Source organism: Clostridium fungisolvens, from assembly GCF_014193895.1.
Lineage (GTDB): Bacteria > Bacillota > Clostridia > Clostridiales > Clostridiaceae > Clostridium_AR > Clostridium_AR fungisolvens.
On the sequence record NZ_BLZR01000001.1, the window covers coordinates 2357569 to 2381795 of the forward strand.

26 protein-coding genes and 1 riboswitch are annotated in these 24227 nt (G+C 30.2%); of the genes, 2 read left to right on the forward strand and 24 right to left on the reverse strand.

The genetic code is table 11. The annotated features are described in order from the left end of the window. Window position 1 precedes the first annotated feature (1 nt). From bsdtw1_RS10060 to bsdtw1_RS10155, 20 genes are all read right to left on the reverse strand, one after another. Window positions 2-721, reverse strand: coding sequence for a Stp1/IreP family PP2C-type Ser/Thr phosphatase (locus tag bsdtw1_RS10060; protein ID WP_183277442.1), 720 nt, complete (start codon window positions 719-721; stop codon window positions 2-4). Between the two features lie 15 nt (window positions 722-736). Next, the gene (gene rlmN / locus bsdtw1_RS10065) at window positions 737-1771 is read right to left on the reverse strand and encodes a dual-specificity RNA methyltransferase RlmN (protein WP_183277443.1); all 1035 of its coding nucleotides are present in this window, start codon (window positions 1769-1771) and stop codon (window positions 737-739) included. Between the two features lie 4 nt (window positions 1772-1775). Beyond that, entirely contained in the window at window positions 1776-3101 is a 1326-nt protein-coding gene (gene rsmB, locus bsdtw1_RS10070) for a 16S rRNA (cytosine(967)-C(5))-methyltransferase RsmB (RefSeq protein WP_183277444.1), read from the reverse strand. A gap of 29 nt (window positions 3102-3130) precedes the next feature. Continuing rightward, the gene (locus tag bsdtw1_RS10075) at window positions 3131-3808 is read right to left on the reverse strand and encodes a zinc metallopeptidase (protein ID WP_183277445.1); all 678 of its coding nucleotides are present in this window, start codon (window positions 3806-3808) and stop codon (window positions 3131-3133) included. 400 nt (window positions 3809-4208) lie between these two features. Further along, complete coding sequence (gene fmt, locus bsdtw1_RS10080) at window positions 4209-5135, reverse strand: methionyl-tRNA formyltransferase (protein WP_183277446.1); 927 nt, start codon at window positions 5133-5135, stop codon at window positions 4209-4211. Window positions 5136-5149: 14 nt separating this feature from the next. Beyond that, on the reverse strand, window positions 5150-5596 hold the full coding sequence (gene def, locus bsdtw1_RS10085) for a peptide deformylase (protein WP_183277447.1): 447 nt from the start codon (window positions 5594-5596) through the stop codon (window positions 5150-5152). 11 nt (window positions 5597-5607) lie between these two features. Further along, window positions 5608-7812, reverse strand: coding sequence for a primosomal protein N' (gene priA / locus bsdtw1_RS10090; protein ID WP_183277448.1), 2205 nt, complete (start codon window positions 7810-7812; stop codon window positions 5608-5610). 216 nt (window positions 7813-8028) lie between these two features. Continuing rightward, entirely contained in the window at window positions 8029-9213 is a 1185-nt protein-coding gene (coaBC, locus tag bsdtw1_RS10095; protein ID WP_183277449.1) for a bifunctional phosphopantothenoylcysteine decarboxylase/phosphopantothenate--cysteine ligase CoaBC, read from the reverse strand. A gap of 1 nt (window position 9214) precedes the next feature. Then, entirely contained in the window at window positions 9215-9433 is a 219-nt protein-coding gene (gene rpoZ, locus bsdtw1_RS10100; RefSeq protein WP_183277450.1) for a DNA-directed RNA polymerase subunit omega, read from the reverse strand. Next, window positions 9414-10052 (reverse strand): guanylate kinase, encoded by a 639-nt coding sequence (gene gmk / locus bsdtw1_RS10105; RefSeq protein WP_183277451.1) that lies wholly within the window; start codon window positions 10050-10052, stop codon window positions 9414-9416. Before gmk ends, rpoZ begins: the two co-directional genes overlap by 20 nt. Continuing rightward, a complete protein-coding gene (gene remA, locus bsdtw1_RS10110; protein WP_128213994.1) occupies window positions 10052-10321 on the reverse strand; it encodes an extracellular matrix/biofilm regulator RemA in 270 nt (89 codons plus the stop codon). The genes gmk and remA overlap by 1 nt, the downstream gene beginning before the upstream one ends. A gap of 10 nt (window positions 10322-10331) precedes the next feature. Beyond that, complete coding sequence (locus bsdtw1_RS10115) at window positions 10332-11213, reverse strand: YicC/YloC family endoribonuclease (RefSeq protein ID WP_183277452.1); 882 nt, start codon at window positions 11211-11213, stop codon at window positions 10332-10334. 308 nt (window positions 11214-11521) lie between these two features. Beyond that, on the reverse strand, window positions 11522-12880 hold the full coding sequence (locus bsdtw1_RS10120) for an NCS2 family permease (protein WP_183277453.1): 1359 nt from the start codon (window positions 12878-12880) through the stop codon (window positions 11522-11524). A gap of 68 nt (window positions 12881-12948) precedes the next feature. Next, window positions 12949-13048, reverse strand: a riboswitch (purine riboswitch). 68 nt (window positions 13049-13116) lie between these two features. Continuing rightward, a complete protein-coding gene (locus tag bsdtw1_RS10125) occupies window positions 13117-14103 on the reverse strand; it encodes an asparaginase (RefSeq protein WP_183277454.1) in 987 nt (328 codons plus the stop codon). A gap of 242 nt (window positions 14104-14345) precedes the next feature. Further along, window positions 14346-14666 carry a hypothetical protein gene (locus bsdtw1_RS10130; protein WP_183277455.1) on the reverse strand — a complete coding sequence of 107 codons (321 nt, stop codon included), beginning with the start codon at window positions 14664-14666 and terminating at the stop codon, window positions 14346-14348. Window positions 14667-14929: 263 nt separating this feature from the next. Beyond that, complete coding sequence (gene tpx, locus bsdtw1_RS10135) at window positions 14930-15424, reverse strand: thiol peroxidase (protein WP_183277456.1); 495 nt, start codon at window positions 15422-15424, stop codon at window positions 14930-14932. A 186-nt stretch (window positions 15425-15610) separates the two neighbouring features. Next, window positions 15611-15811 carry an asparagine synthase gene (locus bsdtw1_RS10140; protein ID WP_183277457.1) on the reverse strand — a complete coding sequence of 67 codons (201 nt, stop codon included), beginning with the start codon at window positions 15809-15811 and terminating at the stop codon, window positions 15611-15613. 105 nt (window positions 15812-15916) lie between these two features. Continuing rightward, window positions 15917-16198, reverse strand: coding sequence for a hypothetical protein (locus tag bsdtw1_RS10145; RefSeq protein WP_183277458.1), 282 nt, complete (start codon window positions 16196-16198; stop codon window positions 15917-15919). 609 nt (window positions 16199-16807) lie between these two features. Next, entirely contained in the window at window positions 16808-17002 is a 195-nt protein-coding gene (locus bsdtw1_RS10150) for an alpha/beta-type small acid-soluble spore protein (RefSeq protein WP_183277459.1), read from the reverse strand. Between the two features lie 109 nt (window positions 17003-17111). After that, entirely contained in the window at window positions 17112-17960 is an 849-nt protein-coding gene (locus tag bsdtw1_RS10155; protein ID WP_183277460.1) for a YitT family protein, read from the reverse strand. 317 nt (window positions 17961-18277) lie between these two features. Between bsdtw1_RS10155 and bsdtw1_RS10160 the strand changes: the two genes are divergently transcribed. Beyond that, complete coding sequence (locus tag bsdtw1_RS10160) at window positions 18278-19564, forward strand: methyl-accepting chemotaxis protein (protein WP_183277461.1); 1287 nt, start codon at window positions 18278-18280, stop codon at window positions 19562-19564. A 127-nt stretch (window positions 19565-19691) separates the two neighbouring features. Here bsdtw1_RS10160 and bsdtw1_RS10165 read toward each other — a convergent pair whose 3' ends face one another. Next, window positions 19692-19991, reverse strand: coding sequence for a Dabb family protein (locus bsdtw1_RS10165; protein WP_183277462.1), 300 nt, complete (start codon window positions 19989-19991; stop codon window positions 19692-19694). Window positions 19992-20264: 273 nt separating this feature from the next. Between bsdtw1_RS10165 and bsdtw1_RS10170 the strand changes: the two genes are divergently transcribed. After that, window positions 20265-20618 carry a DUF5658 family protein gene (locus tag bsdtw1_RS10170; RefSeq protein ID WP_183277463.1) on the forward strand — a complete coding sequence of 118 codons (354 nt, stop codon included), beginning with the start codon at window positions 20265-20267 and terminating at the stop codon, window positions 20616-20618. A 40-nt stretch (window positions 20619-20658) separates the two neighbouring features. On the opposite strand, the gene bsdtw1_RS10175 is transcribed toward bsdtw1_RS10170, so the two are convergent. From bsdtw1_RS10175 to bsdtw1_RS10185, 3 genes are all read right to left on the reverse strand, one after another. Then, a complete protein-coding gene (locus tag bsdtw1_RS10175; protein WP_183277464.1) occupies window positions 20659-21399 on the reverse strand; it encodes an N-acetylmuramoyl-L-alanine amidase family protein in 741 nt (246 codons plus the stop codon). Window positions 21400-21637: 238 nt separating this feature from the next. After that, the gene (pdxR, locus tag bsdtw1_RS10180) at window positions 21638-23092 is read right to left on the reverse strand and encodes a MocR-like pyridoxine biosynthesis transcription factor PdxR (protein ID WP_183277465.1); all 1455 of its coding nucleotides are present in this window, start codon (window positions 23090-23092) and stop codon (window positions 21638-21640) included. 14 nt (window positions 23093-23106) lie between these two features. Then, entirely contained in the window at window positions 23107-23997 is an 891-nt protein-coding gene (locus bsdtw1_RS10185) for a D-alanine--D-alanine ligase (protein ID WP_183277466.1), read from the reverse strand. Window positions 23998-24227: the final 230 nt, after the last annotated feature.

The following is a 24227-nucleotide window of genomic DNA, read 5'->3' on the forward strand; positions in this document are numbered from 1 at the left end:
GCTATATCTCTCCTCCAAATATCATTACAGTTATATTGTCTTTTCCCCCTCTATCTTTAGCTAGTTCAACAAGAGCAGTACAAGCGTCATCATAGTTAGATTTGGACTTGATCAAGTCTTTAATCTCTTCATTAGAAATCTCATTAGTTAAGCCATCTGAACACAAAACAAGTATCTCAAAACCTGAAGAAGTTATATCAAATATATCTACTTCTACGTTTAAATTTGTCCCAATAGATCTTGTAATGACATTTTTTCTAGGATGATGCATTGCCTCCTCTTCACTTATAGATCCACAATCCAGAAGTTCTTGAACTAAAGAATGATCTTTAGTTATCTTTATTATCTTATCATTTATAATCCCTAAGCAACAACTATCTCCAACATTAGCTATTTGTATTAAGCTATTAGTTACAAAGCAAGCTGTTATTGTCGTACCCATGCCAGTTAAAGCATCGTCACCTAATGAAAATTCAAATATATTTCTATTTACATGTTCTATAGCAGTTTTTAATATATCAACATCATCTATTGTACCATAATTTTCAACAAAATAGGAAATCAAACCCTCTGCAGCCATTTTACTTGCTACTTCACCAGCATTATGACCTCCCATACCATCTGTGACTACGTAAATAGAATATCCATTATCTTTATAGTAACTAGCAAAATCCTCATTTAAATTTCTTTTGTTACCCACATCTGTTTTAATGCTTACCATAGAATCTTCCCCCTATTAATTCTGGGAATCGATATAGCTTCTTCTTAATTGACCGCAAGCGGCATTTATATCCGTTCCCATCTCTCGCCTTACAGTAACTTCAACACCATAGCTTTTTAAAATACTTTCGAATTCTTCAATTGTTTTCTTAGATGATCTTTTAAAGGAGTTCTCAACTACTTCATTGACTGGTATTAAATTCACATGGCACAACATATTTTTAAGTAATCCTGCCAATGCCTTTGCATCTTCTTTTGAATCATTTACATCCTTAACCAATGAATATTCAAAGGTAACTCTTCTTTTAGTATTCTTTATATAATAGTCGCATGCATCCAATATTTCTTTTATTGAATATTTATTTGCTATTGGCATTATCTGTTTTCTTTTTTCATCACTGAAAGCATGTAGCGAAATGGCTAAAGTAATCTGTGTATTTTTGTCTGCAAATTCCTTTATTTTCGGTACTATTCCACAAGTCGAAAGTGTTATGTGTCTTTGACCGATATTCAAACTATAATCCGCATTTACTAATTCTAAAAATTTCATAACATTTTCGAAGTTGTCAAACGGTTCTCCACTTCCCATCAAAACTACATTAGATATTCTCTCACCAAGAATTTTTTCACCAACTAAAATTTCTGCCATGATTTCTCCTGTAGTTAGGTTTCTGACCATTCCGTTTAAGGTTGAAGCACAAAACTTGCATCCCATTCTGCAACCAACTTGAGTAGACACACAAATTGAATTTCCATGCTTATACTTCATAATAACCGCTTCAATTAAATTTCCATCTTTAAATTCCAAAAGTAACTTCTTGGTATCATCATTAATAGACGTGTATATTTCTTTAATTTCAGGAATACCAAAATAAAAGTTATTTTCTAATTTTTGAGTTAAAGTCTTAGATATATTTGTCATATCTTTAAATTCGAATATATGCTTTTTATAAATCCATTCAAGTACTTGTTTCGCTCTAAAAGCACCTTCATTATTTACTTTCATCCATGATTTAAGTTCATCAAGAGTTAGATCTAAGATATTATCCATTGTATCACCTACTTAACTTCCTAAGTTTTGCAATATAGAAACCATCGAAAAATTCATTTGGTAATATAGTTACTGATCCATCTTCATTGTATATTAGATTATCACTTTCTCCTAAATAGATCTTTTCAAACTGTACATCTTTATAATTCTCTTTAATCCATTTTATGTTTTCTTCATTTTCTTTTTTATTCAATGTACAGGTTGAATATACCATTATTCCACCAGGTTTTAAATACAACCATGCATTTTTTAAAATATTTCTTTGAATTTCAATGAGATCTTTTAGATCTTTTTGAGATTTTGTCCATTTTATTTCTGGTTTTTTTCTTATAATTCCAAAACCTGAACATGGAGCATCAACTAAAATTCTATCAGCAGTTTCCCTAAATTCACTATTATATTTAGCTGCATCAAGTAGTTTTGTTTGTATATTCTCTATGCCTAATCTATCTTTATTTTCTTCTACTAATTTAAGCTTATGGTCATAAATATCACAACCTATTACTGTCCCTTTATTTTCTAGAATCTCAGCAATATGAGTGGTTTTCCCACCTGGAGCACTACATAGATCTAATACTTTTAGTTCTCCATTAAGTTCTAACACTGGAGCTACCATCATAGCACTTTCATCTTGAACAGTAATTTTTCCTTCTATAAAGAGAGGATTGTTTTCTATACTCTTTCCCCTAATTATGTTTATAGCTTCTGGGCAGATATTACCTTCTTCAACTGTGTATCCTTGTTTGCTTAATTCATCAAAAACATCATCATAGTCTGACTTTAACGAATTTACCCTTACAGTGACACTTGGAGTTGAATTGAGTCCATTTAATATTTTTATAGAATTTTCTCTACCATATTGTTCAACAAAAAGTTTAACCATCCAAGGCTCAAAGGAGTACTCAACTGAAAGATATTCAATATCACTTATATTACTTTTAATTTCAAAATCTTTGTTTCTTATAAAGCTTCTGAGCACTCCATTTATAAACCTAGAAGAATTCATTGAAATCTTTTTACCCAAATTTACAGATTCATTAACTACTGCAAAATCAGGAACTCTGTCTAAATATTTAATTTGGTATATAGCACTTCTTAATATATTTAAAATTCTTTTATCTATCTTCTTTACATCAGCTACTAAAGTAGAAATTATATAATCAATAGTTTTTTTATATTTAATTGTTCCATAAACTACTTCGGTAACTAGACCTTTATCTTTGTCGTTTAAATCACTTTCACTAAGACGCTTATTAAGTTCTATATTTGAATAAGCGCCATTGTAGAAAATACTATCTAAAGTATCTTTAATTATTTTTCTGCTATTCATCTTTTACCTCGATTTATCTGTTTATCTGTTTATCTGTCTCTATCACTGATGACTATAAGTCTTAACAGTTGAGAAATAGCCATTAGAGTTGCTGCCACATAAGTCATTGCAGCAGCGCTAAGTACCTTCTGTGCTCCTTTTACTTCATCTGGATAGAGTATATTTCTGCTTTTTAAAATTTTCAAAGCTCTACTTGATGCATTGAATTCAACCGGAAGTGTTATAATCTGGAACACTACTACAGCTGAAAAAAGTAATATACCAAAAGTTATTAGTGGTCTTATCCCTAACATTAATCCTAAGACAAATAAAATCCAAGAAAAATTCGAACCAATATTAACCGCTGGTACAATTGTGTTTCTTATAATTAATGGAGCATAAGAATTTTTATGTTGAATTGCATGCCCTACTTCATGCGCTGCAACACCAATTGATGCAACAGAATTGCTATAATATACATCCTGAGATAATCTTAAAACCTTTTGTCTTGGATCATAATGATCTGATAGCTTACCAGATACCAATTCTATTGGTACATTATGAAGACCTGAGTCATCTAAGATTATCCTTGCTACTTGTGCACCAGTATATCCATTATAACTCTTAACTCTGCTGTATTTGTTAAAAGTTGATGAAATTTTTGATTGAGCATAGATAGATATTAACATTGCAGGTACTAACAATAAAAAAGTTGAATCAAAAAACATTAATATTCACTCCTTTTATCATATTCTACTGCTAAGCACTTTTCTTTTCTATAGATGAACCACTTTATGTTTTAATTTACATTTTCAAATTCTCCTCTAAGAATACAGAGAAGTTTTGAAAATATATTTCGGATTGAAGTGTTTCATCTTTAGATGTACCATTTCGTAATAAAATTTATTATTAAACTCTCTCACAAGAATCCGTGAGAGTTTTAATAATAGATATTTCGGTTCGAAATGTTACCTCTTTAGTTATACTTTTATATATTTGATTAACCATTTATAAATAAATCTTTTTTAAGCAAAAATCACATCGATATCTATTGAGTTGCTATTTTCAAAGAGCTTCTCATAAATTAGAGAAGCTTTAAAAATAATTTGCATATAAAACTGAAAGGTCTTAAAGTACATATCCAATCTCAAAAGAATTACCATTTATATATTGTTCTACGTATAGTGGTTTTCCGTTAGGAAACTGTATTTTTTTAATTAGCAGAACATCCTTACCTGTAGCTACCTCAACCCCTTGCTTTGTAACAGAAAGTATTGTACCAGGCAATTTACCACTATTTTTACTTATAACTTCAGTTTCATAAATCTTCATTTGCTTATCCATGTACTCAGTATAAGCTATCGGCCATGGATTAAGTCCCCTTACTAGATTGTGAATTTCTATTGCACTCTTACTCCAATCAATATTAGCTAAATTTTTATCTAGCATTGGAGCGTGGCAGGTTTTACTTTCATCTTGTTTTACAGGTGATATAGAATTATTAATTAAACCTTTTAATGTATCAACTAAAAGCTTTCCACCAGTTTCCTTCAGTATATCGTATAGTTCTCCAGCGGTCATATCGTCAGTTATTTCTATACTATTTGTTAAAAGCATATCCCCAGTATCTACCCCAACATCCATGAGCATAGTAGTATTGCCTGTTACTTTTTCTCCATTTATTACAGACCATTGTATTGGTGCAGAGCCTCTATATTTTGGAAGTAAAGAACCATGAAGGTTTATACACCCATACTTTGGTATATCTAAAACAGACTTAGGTAATATTTGGCCAAAGGCTACAACCACTATGAAATCTGGCTCCATTCCTCTTAATGCATCTATAGTTTCTGGTTCATTCTTAATTCTAATTGGCTGATATACAGGTATATTATTTTCTACCGCTACCTCTTTCACTGCAGACATAGCTAACTTCTTACCTCTTCCCTTAGGTCTATCTGGTTGAGTAAATACTGCCTTAACACCAAATTCAGATATTAAAGCTTTTAATGATGGAACTGCAAAATCTGGAGTTCCCATAAATACAATATTCATAATTTATCTTCTCCTTACTGTTTAGAATAATCTACAAAAAGCACTCCATTTAAATGGTCATTTTCGTGACATATCGCCCTAGCAAGAAGACCTTCAGCTTCTAATACAAATTCTTGTCCGTTTATATCAAGTGCTTTTACCTTAACCCTACTTGGTCTTTCTACTTCTGACTGTTCGCCTGGTATGCTAAGACATCCTTCCATATCAGTCTCAGCCCCCTCAGTTTCCAATATCTCAGGATTGATAAACACTCTAGCACCATTATCATCATATACATCAATTACAAAGATTCTCTTAAGAATACCTACTTGAGGTGCCGCAAGCCCAACTCCATCCTCTTCGTACATTGTATCAATCATGTCCTTAACTAGTGTTTTGATTCTATCATTTATAGTATCTACTTCTCTGGATTTTTTTCTTAAAATCTCATCACCAATTTTTCTTATATTTCTTAAAGCCACAGCTATCACTCCTATACTAAATTATTTGGATTTATATCCATACTAATCCTTATATCATTATAAACTTCATTTGATAATTCATAAACTATATCTTTTATATTATGTGCCAAAGATAACTCAAAATTACCTTTTATTAAAATTTGCCATCTATACATCTCATTAATTTTTTGAATTATACATGGGCATGGTCCGAGTACTTCTACTTGATTATTATCCTTCAATTCATTTTTGATACTATAACCAAGTTTTTCACAATGCTTTTGTAAATCAACTTGATTCTTAGAACTTAAGTTAATAAGCATTATATTCGCATATGGAGGATAATTCATAGATTTTCTAAGAACAATTTCTTGCTCATAAAAGCCTTCATAATCATTATTTTTTGCATAACTTAAGCTATAATGTTCTGGATTATAACTCTGTACTAAAACATTTCCTTCTTTACTTCCTCTTCCTGCTCTTCCACCAACTTGAGTAATTAATTGATATGTCCTCTCGCTGGATCTAAAGTCTGGAAGATTAAGCGAAATATCTGCAGTTATAACTCCAACAAGAGTGACATTAGGAAAGTCTAATCCCTTTGATATCATCTGTGTTCCTACTAGTATATCTGCGTTGCCATTTTTAAAAGTATTGTATATTTCCTCATGAGAATTTTTCTTTCTTGTAGTGTCAACATCCATTCTAAGAACCCTAGCTCTAGGAAATAGTTTTTTAATCTCAATTTCTAGTTTTTCAGTACCTGCACCAAAATATTTAACATATTTGCTGCTACAGGATGGACACTCGCTTTGTTGCCTATGTGCTGTACCGCAGTAATGGCATACAAGGTATCCATTAGTATGATAAGTCATAGCTATATCGCAATGAGGACATTTAAATACATAGCCACATTTTCTACAAGATACAAAAGTTGAGTATCCTCTTCTATTAAGAAAAATTATTATCTGTTCTTTCTTTTCCAATCTATCTTGTATTGCTTCATATAACTTTTTACTAAACATACTTTTGTTATTGTTACTAAGTTCTTCTCTCATATCAATAACTTCCATCTTAGGCAAACTGGAACTATCTACTCTATTTTTTAATTCAACTAATTTCATATTTCCTTCTAGAGCTTTAAAGTAGGATTCAATACTTGGAGTAGCTGACCCATACACAACAGTACAACCTGTTAATCTGCTTTTGAATTCTGCTATCTCTCTAGTATGGTACTTAGGATTTTGTTCAGACTTGTAAGTTCCCTCATGTTCCTCATCTATAACAATAAGACCTAAATTATCAAAAGGGAGAAATATTGCGGATCTAGCACCAATAACCAACCTAACATCACCATTTTTTATTCTAAACCATTCATCAAAGCGCTCACCATCAGATAATCTGCTATGAAAAACAGCTACATTCTTTCCAAACCTCCCCTTAAAACGTTCAATCATTTGAGGGGTTAAGGCTATTTCAGGAACTAAAATCAAAGATGTCTTATGGTTATTAAGCATATGGCTAACTAGATTCATATAGACCTCAGTTTTTCCACTACCGGTAACACCTTTAAGTAGTATTAATTTACTTTTACTACCTAGAATAGCATTAACAGCATTCTGTTGTTCCATATTTAAATCTTTCGAAGAATATATTTCGTAATTTCTAGTATTTATCCTATTTACCTGCTCATCATCAGAAAATATAATATTATTTTCTAGTAACTTAGAGATTGTATAAGCAGACAGCTTAAATTTATCCATTAGTTCACTTTTAGTAAAAATACCACTATTTTCAGAAATAATATCCACAGCATTTTTATAATTAGGTTTATTAAGATTCCCTTGAAGCTGGGCGCCAGCGTAGCAAATTACTTTTTTAGTTTTTATTCTATTCCCCTTCATAATACCAGTGGGAATTAACACCCTAATAGCTTCAATATACTTACATAAATATTTTTCTCTCATAAATTGTATTAGGCTAAAATCATCTTCTGTAATTAATGGATTTTCATCACAGACTTCTGAAATAGCCTTTAGTTTTGATATGTTTCCGTTATAATCAGTATATAGATCCATAACGAAAGCCTCTATTGTTTTATTTCCTTTTCCAAAAGGAACTCTTATTCTATGTCCTTTTTGAATCAAGGGACTAAATTTATCTGGTACTTCATATGTAAACAACTTATCTACTTTTAAAGCATCACTATTTACAACTACACCTGCGAATAAACTCAATATAATCACCCTTAGCTATATTTAAAAAATCGCTAATACGCTTTATGCTAGCGTTTTTTTTGCGCATCCGCCTTTTCCGAAGATTTATGAAGAAATTTTGGCAGGCGAATAAGTTTGCTTTTTACTCTAATTAAATTATCATCTTAATTATAAAAAAAGCCAAGTTATACAAAGACTTTAATTATTATTATTTATAATAGAGTAAAAAAAGCGCAATTAGCGCTTTTTTATTATATTAAACAAATTTCTTGCTACGTCTTTTTTATTCATTTTATCCAAGGCGAATTGCTCACCTTTAGATGAAATAATAGTAACTAAATTATCATCTGATGCAAAGCCTGTATCTGATTTTGATATGTCATTTGCAACAATATAATCTAGATTCTTTCTTTTAAGCTTACCATCTGCATTTTCTATCAGATCATTACTTTCTGCAGCAAATCCTATTAGAATCTGATCTTTTTTACGTTCACCTAAAGTTTTAAGGATATCATTATCTCTTACAAAATCAATCGAAAGATCACCTTCAGTTTTCTTGATTTTTTTGTCATGATACTCTTTAGGTTTGTAATCTGCAACTGCAGCAGATTTTATAACAATATCTGAAGAATCAAAATCTTCTAAAACAGCATTCATCATTTGCTCATTTGTTCTAACTCTTACTACTTTCATTCCAAAAGGATCAGGAATATCTGAAGGTCCAGCTACAAGTACTACATCAGCACCTCTATCTCTCGCTTCTTCTGCAATAGCAAACCCCATTTTACCAGAAGATCTATTTGATATAAATCTAACTGGATCAATGTCAGAAACAGTAGGACCAGCTGTTACTAAAACTTTCTTTCCTACTAAATCCTTTTGATCGTTTAACATACTTATTACATAATCAGAAATAAGCTTTGTATCTGCAAGCTTTCCTTTACCAACATCACCACAAGCTAATCTTCCACTTGCAGGTTCAATAAAGTTATACCCTAATCTTTTTAGTTTTGTAATATTTTCTTGAACTATTACATTTTCGTACATATTTGTATTCATGGCTGGAGCAAAAACAACAGGGGCTTTTGTAGCCATTATTGTAGTTGATAGCATATCATCTGCAATACCATTTGCAACTTTGCCAATAATATTAGCAGTCGCTGGTACAATAAGCATTAAATCTGCTCTTTTAGCTAATGAAATATGCTGAATTTCCCAAGCCTTAGGTTCTGCAAACATGTCTGTAACAACCATGTTTTGGCTTAAAGATTGAAATGAAAGTGGTGTTACAAACTCAGTTGCTGACTCAGTCATAATTACATGAATGTCAATATCCTGTTTCCTTAAAGTACTAATAACATCTAAAGCTTTATATACTGCTACTCCTCCAGAAACGCCAACAACAACACACTTTTTACTCATTCTATTTTAAGCCTTCCTTTATTTGTTCATATTTTACAAAGCCATCATTAACTTCATTAATAGAAACTGTTAAAGGTTTATTTGAATCTACCTTTACATATGGTTCAGCACCATCTATTATTTGTCTTGCTCTTTTTGAAGTTACAATAACTAGTGAGTATCTATTGTCTACCTTTTCTAATAAGTCTACGATTGATGGATTAATCATAGAGTTGCTCATGAATTAAACCCTCCTTTGATTCTATTATAGTTTCTTTTATTCTGTCTACCCTGCATTTTTCTGCTAAGATAATACTTTCTATTTTTTTTACAGCTTCATCAACTGTATCATTTACAACCGCATAGTTGTATTTTGATACATAATTTATCTCTTGATACGCTGATTTGAATCTTGTCATTAAAGATTCTTGTGTTTCGCTTCCTCTATTTATAATTCTTTGTTTTAGCTCTTCCATTGATGGTGGAAGAATAAATACGAAAACACCATCTCTTGCATTTTCCTTAACCTTTAGTGCACCTTGAATATCAATTTCAAGGATTACATTAATGCCTTCATCTAGCATCTGATCTACCGTGGATTTTGGAGTTCCATAATAATTGCCATAAACTTCTGCCCACTCAATGAAGTCATCATTTTCTACCTTTTGCAAAAACTCTTCTTTAGTTATAAAGTAGTAGTTTACGCCTTCAACCTCTCCAACTCTTGGTTTTCTTGTAGTTGCAGAAACTGAAATAAAAAGATTATCGTTTTTTTCTACCAAAGCTTTACATATGGTACCTTTTCCAGCGCCTGAAGGTCCAGATATCACAATAAGTATTCCTTTATCGTGTTGATGCATTATTCGTCTACCTCTTCTACATCATCATCTTTAGTAGATAATCTATGTGCAACTGTTTCAGGTTGAACTGCTGATAAAATAACATGATCGCTATCTGTAATGATAACTGCTCTTGTTCTTCTACCATATGTAGCGTCAATTAACATACCTCTATCTCTAGCCTCTTGAATTATTCTTTTTATTGGTGCTGATTCTGGGCTTACTATCGCAACAAGTCTATTAGCTGAAACTATATTTCCAAAACCAATGTTGATCAATTTGATACTCATATTATTCCTCCTACTCGATATTTTGGATCTGTTCTCTTATTTTCTCTATCATATTTTTAATATTGATAACTAAATTAGTAATTTCCAAATCAGTAGATTTGGATGCTATTGTATTTGCTTCTCTATTCATTTCTTGAATAATAAAATCTAGCTTTCTTCCAACTGGTTCATTAAGTAGAAATGTATTTCTGAGTTGATGTATATGGCTATAAAGTCTTGTAATCTCTTCATCAATGGTTGATTTATCAGCAAAGATAGCTACTTCCATTGCAAGCCTATTTTCGTCAATCTGGACATTTTCTAAAATACCTTGAAGCTTTTCTCTTAATTTTTCTTTATATGCTTTAAGAACTTCAGGACATTTTGCTTCAATCTTTCTGACATTATCTTCAATATCATTAGATTTTAGCACTATATCTTCATGAAGCTTTTGGCCTTCAGCTTCTCTCATGCATATTATAGTATCAAGTGCCTTATTCACTAGTGGAAGTAATTCTTTCCAAATGTCTTCTAAATTTTCCTCATGCTCCTCTAGAACTATAACTTCAGGAAATTTAGAGATTAATGTTAAGCTCAATTCATCTTTTAATGAATATCTTTCTTTTATTTGCTTAAGACAATCTACATAACTATCCGCCAAATTAACATTTAATTTCGCTGCAGTATCAAATTGTCCATAGTTCTTGTAGTTCAAAAAGATATCAACTTTACCTCTGTTCAATCTTTCTCCTACAATTCTTCTTATTCTTTCCTCAAGTGAAATCATTGATTTTGGCATTCTTATATTTATATCCAGATATCTATGATTTACACTCTTCATTTCTAATGAAAAACTTCTAGTACTTTCTTCTTCACTTGAAGCTCTTCCAAAACCTGTCATACTTTTAATCATTGTCAATCCTCCTAAAAAAATATATCAGATTGAGACTATAATCATTGTATATAATACACTTAATAAATGTCAACACTTTGTTAACAGAATGTTTACATTTAAACGCGTTTTTTTTCTTTGGTTACTTTCCTTAATTAAACACAGTAATTATCTTTTGAAAAAATACTTTATAATGACCATAAAAGACTTCTAAAATAACTGAAATCTCAAAATTTAGCTAGTTTGAAAATCTTATACCAGCCTATAAATTAAAAAAGGCCCTGCTAGATATAATCTAGCAAGGCTATAATAAAATTGAAGGAAGACAATTATAATACTAATTTCAAGACAAATATAACTGCTAATAAATACATTACTGCTGATATTTTCTTTTTATCCTTAGAAATTAGATTAGAAATTACATTTATTATTACATATGATAATATACCTATCATTAAGCCATCACCGATTGAATATGTAAATGGCATCATACTTATTGTCAAGAAGGCCGGAACAGCTTCAGTAATATCACTAAAGTCTATTTCTTTTACAGTACCCATCATTAAGTAACCAACATATATTAGCGCTGGTGCAGTCGCACATGATGGAATTGCAATGAATATCGGTGATAAAAACATTGCTAGTAAGAATAACACACCTGTCACTATTGCAGTAAATCCAGTTCTGCCACCTTCTTCGATCCCTGTAGCACTTTCTATGTAAGCCGTTATTGCTGAAACTCCCATTAATGCTCCACCAGTAGTTCCTACTGCATCAACGAGTAGAGCTCTTCCAGCATTAGGAACCTTGCCTTCTTTATCCACAAGATTAGCTCTTGTAGCAACACCTACTAATGTTCCTACTGTATCAAAAAAATCTACAAATAAGAATGTTAAAACAACTCCTATAAATGTAAATATATTAGCGCTATTCGAAAGAAATGAGAAATCAACTTTCCCAGCGATTGGTGTAAGTGATTCAAATTTAAAAATTCCATTAGGTAGATATATACCAAATGCAGCAGCACCTTGTGTATCATAAAGCGCATATGCCCAAGCAACTAAAGTACCACCTAAAATCCCCCAAAGCATTGCACCCTTTACTTTTTTCTTTTCTAAAATTACTATTATTAAAATTCCAAGGCAGGTTATTGCAACTGATGGAGTTGTAAATCTACCAAGTGCAACTGTAGTTGATTGATCCTGTACAACAAGCCCTGAATTTAACATACCTATAAATGCAATAAACAATCCTATACCACCAGTTACTGCTAGTTTCATGTTACGAGGTATAGCGTTAACTACAGCTTCACGAACACTGAACAATGATAAAATTATAAAAATAAGCCCTTCTACAAAAACTGCTGTTAAAGCTACAGGCCAAGAAATACCGTACTTACCACAAACGGTAAAAGCAAAAAATGCATTTAGTCCCATACCAGACGCAAGTCCAATAGGAAGATTGGCGTAGACACCCATAAATATCGAAGTTAGCCCTGCTGATAAACAGGTAGCTGTTACTAGAGCACCAACTGGCATTCCTGATTTACTTAGTATATCAGGATTAACTGCTATTATGTAGGCCATAGCTAAGAAAGTAGTAATACCTGCTAGTATTTCTTTCTTATAGTCTACATTTTTGTTATCCAGTATTGCTAGTTTTCTTTGTTTAGCTTTTAGATTTTGCATAAATTTCTTCCTCCTAAAAAATAAAAGCCGCAGAGGTGAAGAACCAAAGCGACATCATATTGATGTATTAACAACTTTTGATTCCTCATAGTCAGATATTTAAGGTATCTGGTAGAAACTTTCGACCCATATCGTCAAAATTATACGAGCAATAAGCACGAATATTATTATATATTTCATCCATATCGTTGTCAACATATCGAATTATTTTTTATTTTCATTTTATATAATTCACGTTATTTATACAAATCTCTTTCAAACAAACATTTTATATACTCGAAATCAGATGTATAGCTTAAAGCAGTAAGCAATTTAATCCTAGCTTTTTGACCTGGCATATTATCTCCAAAAACTACCCCTAAATTTCTAAGCTCTTTTCCACCACCATGATATCCATAAGAATCATAAACTCTTCCTTCGAAACATCTTGAAACCACAACTACCACAACGCCCTTGTCTATTGCTCTTTTTATTCCATCTACCATTGCTGGAGGAATATTTCCCCTTCCCATAGCTTCAATTACTATTCCTTTATCTCCACTTGCTACTGAAAAATCAATTAATCTAGAGTCCATTCCAGCAAAGCATTTAAGTAAAGTTACTTCGCCAGTTATTTTATCAATATCTATGAAGCTTTCCTTATGAACATCTCTATAGAATATAACACGATTGTTATCTACTATACCGATAGGACCAAAGTTAGGTGTTCTAAATGCATTAAGAGCCATTGAATTAGCTTTTGTAACTTCTGCTGCACTGTTGAGTTCACCATTGAAACACACTAAAACACCTCGATGCTTAGCTTCTTCAGAAATAGCAGTACAAATTGATGCTGCAAGATTTGAAGGACCGTCGTAACCTAATTCAGATCCACTTCTCATTGCTCCTGTAAATACAACTGGTTTTTCTGTATCCAATGTCAAATCTAGAAGATAAGCAGTTTCTTCTAGAGAGTCTGTCCCGTGTGTAATTACAACTCCACTTATATCTTCCCTTGAAAGCAGCTTTTGCACATACTTTGAAAGATCAAGCATTATTTCTGGAGTCATATGTGGTCCTGGCAGACTTGAATATGTGTATGATTCAATTTCCGCAAAACTTTCAATTCCTGTAACCATTGACATTATTTCTTCACCAGTAAGACTCGGAACTGCTGCTTTTATTCTAGGATCCACCTTCATTGATATTGTTCCACCATTAAAAACTATTGCTATCTTTTTCATTGCTCCTCCTAGGTCACTCAGTATTTTAAATCTTCAATAAATAAACTATTACTTTGATTGAACTACTATATATACTCATATGAGTAGATGCTCATTTACATTATAAAAGTTTATTATATATAAAGAATTTTTTCAACAACCTGCATCTAATTTAAGCATTTTATTTGATATTAAATTTAAAAAATGTATTTAAAAAGATTATTATCATTTGTTATTTTTATAAGCCAGGAATAAATATATTTTTATAATTTTGTTTCAGCTTTAGAATTTTCGGTCCTTGTATTTTGCTGTAAATTATAAATACTTGTCAGCAAATCATGTGCGAAATTAGCTCCTCTAGATATAAGCAAGCCTGTTAAAATTTGTCCTACATAATTAATTTTAGGTGAAAAGCCGATTAAGCTCAATAAGTCAGCTCCAGTTACTAGGCAAAGTAATATACCTACTAATATTGCACCAAGTTTATTGAAGTCCAATTTACCATGATCAAAGACCATCTTGATTGTTTCCCAAATAGCTTCAGCTATTCCAGCTAAAATTATAATGCTAGCTAATTTATCCATTCCCTTCTCCCCTTTTTTTATAGCTTGATAAAAACATAAACTATTTTTTATAAATATATTCATAAGAGCACTTATAAATTCTGGGAGATTAATAAAATCTTCTTTCTCATGAAATATCTAGGTTTAGCTAAATTAAAAATTTTATAGCTTCCTATATAGTAAAAAACCATCCTAATCATTTTCATATTTCAAAATTTCTGATATTAAAAGAAACTTGAAATATTTCTCAATAATTAAGACGGTTTTAAAATACATATAGTTTACTATTTTGTATTTTGGGCAACTTGCAATATTTCATCAAAATTTACTTGATTTGATACTTCTTCTAGATAGTTTGCATATACTATTCTATTCCCCGAATCTATTACGAATGCAGCTCTTGTTAAAAGACCTAATTCCTTTATATAAGTACCACTAACATCTGCAAAATTTCTTTCTTTATAATCTGAGAATACTTTGACATTCTCAATTCCCTTTGCTGCACACCATCTTGCTTGAGCAAATGGTAAATCCATTGATATAGTAACACAAGTTACATTAGGTAATTCTTTAACCTTATCATTAAATGTTGCAACTTCTAAATCGCATACTGGAGTATCAACGGATGGGACTGCTAGCAAAATTTTCACTCCTTGAATATCTTTAAAATTTACTGAATTAAGATTTGTATCTGTTACGGTGAAATCTGCTATAGTTTCATTAACAGCAAGTTGTTTTCCTTTTAGTTCAACATCATTTCCTTTAAACTTTACCTTCATTCAAAATCCTCCTTATATTATAAAAAATTATTAAAGTCAATTGTAATCAATTTTAAGTAATAAGCCCATTGTTTTCCATATACATAAAAAACTAAAACAGCAAATGAAATTTATTGGATTGTCAAAATAATACTTATAAACTTCCCTATACTGTAAAAATAGAGAACCATAAGGTTCTCTTAGAGCTTATCTATGATGTTGAACCATATCAATAGTGCCTAAAACTACATGTGCTAATCCAAACCCTAATAAAGCAGTTTCAGCCATTGGAACTATGTCTCTTCTTCTCATTCCATGTTTTCTAAGTTCGTTTGCTCTTAAAGCTGCTGTTCCAGCTACAACAACACTACCAATAAGAGTTGGAATTGTTCCCTCTTTAATTCTCATTTATAATCACTCCTTTCATATATAGTATTTTAAGGAGAAAAATATTAATTATTCTAAAAACTTTTTACCAATTTTATATTTTCTATATAGAAAAAAGGCATATTTCTATGCCTTTATTCTTTCTAATATATATTTCTTAACATCTTCTAAAGAACTAAACTGTTCTTCATTCTCTTCATCCAAAAAGTAAAAACATTTTTGAGCGTCATCTTCTTCCGATTCATAATCAAAAACTATTTCTCCAAGCTTTACATCATCTTCGATCCATATTTCAAGAAAATATTCTTCTATATTTTCTTTATATTTTTCTAGTGCTTTATCTAACTTTTCTGTAGTTAGTTCTACACTAACTCCTTCTTCATTACCTGAAAATACTATAATAGTCATTTGATCTACTCCTTCTTATATGGATATAGTTGATCTATAGATGAACCACTTCGTAATAGAATTTATATTTTTAAATTCTCTCACCAGAACCCGTGAGAGTTTTAAAAATAGATTTCAGATCGAAGTAGTTCATCTTTGGGAACCCTATATCACTTTGTAATTAAATTTATATTCTTAAAACTTTAACTCAGAGTTAACTAAATTTTAAAAATAAACTCATACTAAGCTGAAATTTTCCCAGTAAATAGCTTCTTATACTAAATCATTTACTAGATTATGATTGGATAAGACAATTTTAATATATAATCCTTTTTTTGGCTATATCTTAACAATAAATATTTAATTTTAGTTTATTTTATATATTAGGATTAAAATTAAATTCTTCTATTAATTTGATAATATTCAATATTAATATACATTAAATATTAGATTTTATTTCGAATTCAATTATAAAATTATTTACTCATTTACGAGTATATTATATTAGATGTTTTCATATTAGAATCAATAATAAAAAAAATAGTAGGAGTATTACTATCTCCTACTATTATCATTTCACAATTTTTAATTTTTCTGATGATGGATATTATTAGTAAGACTAAATACTTGCTATTTTAATCCATCTTCATAGCTTTGTATCATTTTCTTAACCATATTTCCACCTACAGAACCATTTTCTCTAGATGTAAGGTTTCCATTATATCCTTCTTTTAGATTAACACCAACTTCTTTTGCTGATTCTTGTTTCATCCTATTTAATGCTTGCTTAGCTTCTGGAACTAAAGTTCTATTACTTCTTGCCATTGTAAATCCCTCCTAAAAATATCTTTTATTTGTGTTTCTAATACTATTTTATATAATTATAGATATTATATTCAGGTTGATTATTGGTATATAATGAAACTTCATCCAACTAATGAATAGGCTTTTTCTTATATCTTTTTCCAGCAACTTCTACAGTTCCAATGGTGATCAATGCGTTTTCATCAAATCCTTGTACAATACTTTTTACTTTTGCAATCTCTAATCTTGAAACCACTACATATATTACATTTGTTTTTATTCCTTTATAGCCACCTTTACCATCTAATAATGTTACTCCACGCCCCAGCCTGTCCACAATAGCTTCTGTAATATCTATATGTTTATCCGAAATTATTGTAACAGCTTTTGATTCATCAAGCCCTTCTACAATAACATCTATTACTTTGAATGCAATAAAGTATGCTATTAATGAATACATTGCTCTGTCAAAACCAAATATTGCTCCTGAAATTCCTAATATAAAGAAATTAAAAAACATTACAATCTCTCCGATAGAAAAACTCAACTTTTTATCCAATATTATTGCAGCTATTTCTGTGCCATCTAATGAACCACCATTTCTAATTATCAAACCCACTCCTGTGCCTATAATAACACCGCCGAATACTGCTGCGAGCAATGTATCATGTGTAATTCCCGGAATAGGGTGAAAAAAGTTAACACTTAAAGATAGGCATATTACTGCAAAAAGTGTTGAAATTGTAAATGTCTTACCAATATGCTTATAGCCTAAAACAAAAAACGGTATATTTAGCAAAAATGTAAACACTCCTAAAGGTAGCCCAGTCAAATGACTTACCATTATCGAGATACCTACTACTCCACCATCTACCAATTCATTAGGTATTAAAAATATTTCTAGTCCTATTGCAGCCAATATTGATCCTATGATTATAAATATTACTTTAAAAGAAATACTTGCAAATTTACTCCTCATTATAACCTCCTCTTAACTAATAAAATACTCTTATTAGTATTATTTTTTTATTTTTATATTATTAATAATAGCACATTAATAATATAATGCCAATTTTTTAATGATTTTATATTTGACAACCACTTTTTATATTAAGAAACTTTAATTATTAATTTATTATTAAATTCCAATGTAACCCAATACACTATATTGTAATTTTATAAAACTTAGTTGTATAATATGCACTATAGTGTATAAATCTTTCTTTTTTTAGGAGGTGAACCATTAAATAAATATTAATTTATGAAAATCTACAATTTAAATAAGGTGGTAATAAGATGAAATCTTCTATCAGAAAAAAGCTTATGTATTCTTTTGGTGCTGTAGTGGCAAGCAGTATATTTATCATAGTCTACATGTATCTTGTTATAAAAGGATATGTAAGCAAGGACAACCTAGACACAATTTTCATAATTGCTACACCAATTGTTCTAATAAGTATGGCCTTGGCATCTTTTCTTACTTACAAAATCTCAACAAATATCTCAGTTGTAACAAAGGTACTTAATAGAACTGCTGATTTTGATTTTAGAGTGGATCAAAAGGCTTATGATACTTTGCACAAGATAAGAGGTAATGATGAAGTAAATCAAATGGCTACCTCAGTATCTAAAATGAGATCAGAACTTAGAAACTTAATTTTAGCAATAATTGATAGCTCAAATAAAGTTGCTATAGGTTCAGAGGATATGAACAAGATTGTTGAACAAAACGTTTGTACAATTGAATCAATAACTAGTGCAGTGAATGGAATAGCTACTGCATCAAACGAATTATCAAGTAATACCTTAAACGGTACAGAAAAACTAGAGCACTTAGCAGATGACATCAACAATATAGGAGAATCTACAACTTTAATAAAGCAGTATATAGATAAAACAAAACAATCTAACGATACTGGAATTAGGAATATAAATCAACTTGTAGATACTATTAAAGAAAATGAAATTGTATCTGATAAGGTTGCCGTTAGGATTAATAATTTAAAAGAACAATCAAATCATATAAGTAGTATTACCAACACAATAAATGATATAGCTAGTCAAATAAATCTATTAGCATTGAATGCATCAATAGAATCAGCAAGAGCTGGTGAATCAGGCAGGGGCTTTGCAGTAGTAGCAAATGAAATAAAGAAACTTGCAACTGAAACTGAACAATCCACAAAAGAAATAGAAGTTATTATAAGCGATTTTCAATCTATGATTTCTGAGACTGAAAAATATATGACTGAAGCATCAAATACGATACATAAGACTGGACAAGTTTCAGGTGAAACCGGTAAGACCTTTAATTCAATTAAAAGTGATGTCGACAATATGTTAGACAAGGTTAATCTACTAATCGGTAACATAAATAAAGTAAATAAGAACAAAGATAATGTTGTAAGTACCATTGAAGAAATAGCTGCAGTTGCTGAAGAATCAGCTGCAAATACAGAAGAAATTTCAGCCTCACTCCAGGAGCAAAATGCCAATATTGAACAAGTTCTTAATACGTCAAATCATTTGAATGACATTGCTAAAGAGTTAAATGAACTTACAAGTAAATTTAAAATTTCCTAATAATCTTTAAATTTTAAAAAGCTAGATTCGTATATAAATAAATTAACTTAACCCCTTAAAGTTAATTTAAATATGTGAATCTAGCTTTTTACTTTATATTAAACTAATAAATGTACCAAATAATAACTTAAGCTTCATAGTCAACACAAGTTCGATCGTCTTTAACAGTACCAACAAACGCTGCTACCTCCATATGTGACGGATGTTTTTGGTATATATCTAAATCTTCATAGCTTTCAAATTCAGAATATAAAACCACATCATAAGAATTAGCTGGGTTATTATTTATTCCAACTTCTATTTTACCAATCTCACTGATCTTATCCTTTAAAGACTCTAACCTTATTTTAATCTCATTTGCATTAAACTGCTTATCATTTCCTTCAGCATAATCCTTTAACTTCCACATAACTATATGTTTAATCATACTAATCTCTCCTTATTTCAAAGATATACTGCTTCAATCGAAACCCTAATTTTAAAACTCATCTAGTTCTAAGAATAGAATTCAAAAATATGAAAATTTATCTAAGTTTTATTTTATTTCAAAAAAATACTATTTGCAAGTTTAAGCTTTTAAATATTTACTACTGTAATCTTAGTATAATTCTTATTTTTTCTTTTTTATGACACAATTTTGGCTTATTCGTTATATTCTATCTTAAAACGGGAAATCCTACTTTTTATAAGGAGTGATCTAATGTTTAATTTTTTTAAAAACTACAACTTGTCAATTATAAAACGAAAGTTGTTAATTATATATCTTCTTAATGTAACTGATATATTCTTTACGCTTATATTGGTTAATAGCGGATACTTTTATGAAGGCAATACACTGATGGCTGTAATACTCAACACTCCAATTTTAGCTATTCTATGCAAGACATTAATTCCAGCCACTTTAATTGTTTTTGTATACAATAGAATGAAAAAAGCAACCTTAAATCAATTAATATATTCAAATAAAATAATAGTAGCTTGCATCCTTTTCTATTCATTTATAAACCTATTGCATCTAATATGGCTTATAATGTTAAAACTTTATATTAAATAAATAAATAAAAATAAGGGCTTTAACAATTCTATTATTGCCCTTATTTTTTTATACTTTCCTTGAAACTCAGGATTGCTTTTGCTATTGCTTCTGCACACTTAGCTTGTCCATCTTTTGAGGTTATAAATTTACTATCATCTTTATTAGTTAAGTATCCAATTTCAACTAAAGCTGAAATCGCATCATTATTCTTCAGTACATATAGGGGAGAGTTACTTTGGTACTTTATATTGCGTTTTTCAGTATATTTCAATTTATAAAGCTCATTCTGAATATCCTTTGCTAATAATTCATCCTTTGTATTTGGTTCATCGCACCAAAGCTCGATACCTTTAATTGATGCATCCTTATAACTGTTACAATGAATTGAGACAAATACGTCGGCTTTATTATCATGGGATATTTGCACACGTTTCTTTAGATCTTCTCTATCATCTGATCCTAATATTGTTTCATCGTCTTTTCTTGTATAAACTACCTTTATATTATTATTCTCAAGAATTTGTCCAACCTTTAATCCGACTTTTAGTACTATATCTTTTTCAAATACTCCACTGGCACTTTCTGTACCTCTATCATACGCTCCGTGACCAGGATCAATGCAGACTACAAAGCTTTGTTTTGATTTGACCAACAAAGTAGTGTCATTGACTTTTCCCTTGCTAGAACTAAATATTGAAATAGCACCATTTAATACTAATAATATAAGCATAGAAATTACTGAAAATGAAAATGCTAGTCTTTCAATCCTAATTTTATATCGTTTTCTTTTCTTTTTCATTTAAAAATCCCCTAACTACATAGCTATAGACTTTTTGTATTTATTTCCATATTTATATATTATTTTACATCTACTATCTTAATGTGTAAATATTAAATATATGTATTAAATGTAAAATTTATTACACAAAAAAATAACTAATAAAATTTGTATTAGCTATTTTTTTGCGCATATGCTTTTCAAATGTATATGAAGAAAACTTTGCGGCAAATATTCTTTTCTTTTTTATTTTTTATAATCATTCTATAGATAATGTTATCTTCTTAATCTCCTCACCTATTACTCTTATACCTTTTTCAATGTCTTTTAAACTTACTTTAGAAAAACCCAGTCTTAATGTATCATCTCCACTGCCATCAGTATAAAAAATATCACCAGGTGTGAATACTACTCCTCGTTTATAGCAACCTTCAAGTACTTTTCTGCTACTAATTCCTTTAAGCTTAACAAATATATGAAGCCCTCCTTCTCCCATGATAAATTCATTAGGTATATGATTCATCACTTCCGAAAAGGTAAAATTATATTTCTCTCTATAATGCTTTCTTACCTTTTTTAGATACTTGTTAAATGCTCCATTATTCATATAATTGAACAAAAGGGCTTGATCTAAAAAAGAACTGTGTATATTTCTAGCCCTTTTCACACTTTCTAACGTACTTATAAGTTTCTTATCCGCTAAAACCCATCCAATTCTTAGACCTGGAAAAAGTATTTTAGAAAGACTTCCTATATATATAACTCCATTCCCTTTATTGCATAAACTTGCAAGAGGCGGAACATGAGAACTTGAATACAAAAGTTCTTCGTTAAACCCATCTTCAATTATAGGGACAGCATATTTTTCAAATAAATTAAGTACTTTCTTTCTATGTTCTCCTTTCATAACTATCCCAGTTGGATTGTGGTATGATGGTATTATAAAACCAAGCTTAGGTTTTTCATTAATTAATTTATCCTCAAGTTTCTTAAGATCCATCCCTTCTTGTGTCATTTCTACTCCGAAAATATTAAGTTCATGAGCTCTCATTATTTTTAAGGCTGTATTATGAGTTGGATTTTCGCATATTACTTTATCGCCTGGCTCTGTTAATGAGTTTATAAGTATGTCAAAGGCTTCAGTAAATCCATTGGTTATTAAGATATCTTTCCCATCAGTATTTACTCCCTTATTAGCCATATACATTAATAAATATTCAATAAGTGGTTTATAACCTTGAGCGTAACCATAATTAAGCAATTTGTCTCCTTGAAAAGACCAAGTACTTAAAAAAGACCTTTTAAATTCTTCTGTATCAAATAAAGTTTCATCTGGTGCAATGCTTTTAAATGAAATCATACCTTTTTCCCATGGCAATTCAGTTTTTATTATATCTAAACTTTCACAGATATTGGCATAGTTGTTTATTTTTGAATCCCATTTTATATTAAAGGCTTTATCTTCATTCTTAAGCTCTAAAGATACAAAGGTTCCTTTTCCCTTCAAGCTTTTAATTACACCATTACTTTCTAAATTTTCATATGCTGTAACAACAGTGCTTCGACTTATATTTAATAGTTCACTAACTTCCCTAGTAGAAGGCAGCTTACTCCCTTTTTGAAGTAAGCCGCTATTTATACTTTCTTTTATATGATGTTCTATTTGTATATATAAAGGTTCTTTTTTATTAAAATCAAATGACGAAAAAATCAAATATCTATCACCTCTTAAATTAAGGAATATTCAATTATTTTATTTAGAAGTTCTGAATACTCCATATTGGCTGCTTTTGCACTTCTAGGAAACAAAGAAGCTTTTGTCATTCCAGGTGCTGTATTCAATTCAAGCACATAAGCAATTCCATCACTTACTATAATATCAACTCTAACATATGATTTGCAATCAAATATATCCCAGCACTTTGAAGCTATCATTTCCATTTGTTCTTCTAATTCCTTTGGCAGCGTTGCTACAACCTCCTCAGTTTTATCATCGAAATATTTTGATTTATAATCAAAGAAGGTTTCCTTTGTTTTGATTTGCAATATAGGCATAATATCGCCATTTAATATTGGTATTGTATACTCTTCTCCTTGTAGATACTGTTCAATTAAAACTTCTTTATCATACTTAAAGGCTTCATTAATTGCATTAATTAACTCACTTCTATTTCTTACAATAAAAGTTCCAACACTGGATCCACCAGAATTAGGCTTTACTACCATAGGGTATTTTAGCTTTTCTATATTATTGATTGAAAAAATTTTATTTTTCAAATTTATATCTTCGGCTACATTTAATCCTTGATTTTTCATTATCCTTTTAGCCTGTTTCTTACTCATACAAATTGCACTTGTTAAAACGTCGCAACCGGAATAAGGTATTTTCATAGTCTCAAGTATACTCTGAACAGTGCCGTCTTCACCAAAGGCACCATGAAGAGCAATGAACGCAAAATCAATATCTTTTGCCTTATCAAATATGTCAATCTTAGAATCTATAACTATTGGAATAACCTCATATTTATCTATATCCAAATTTTCAACAATTTCTTTTCCTGACATCAGAGATATTTCTCTTTCTGATGATACCCCACCCATTAAAACTCCAACTTTCATAAACATCACTCCTTATAGTTTTAATATAAGTATATGTGTCAAGCTTATTTTTTTTAAGTACCACTTACTATAGAGTTTTATAAACCTGTGGTATAGATAGACCAGTTCCTAATAAAAGCTATAAATCAAGTTAAATATCATTAATTGTTAAACAGGTTATTTGTCTGTTTTTTTATAATGGAAAAGGAATATTTATATATACTTTCCCTTTAAAAGCAAAAAAAACAGCA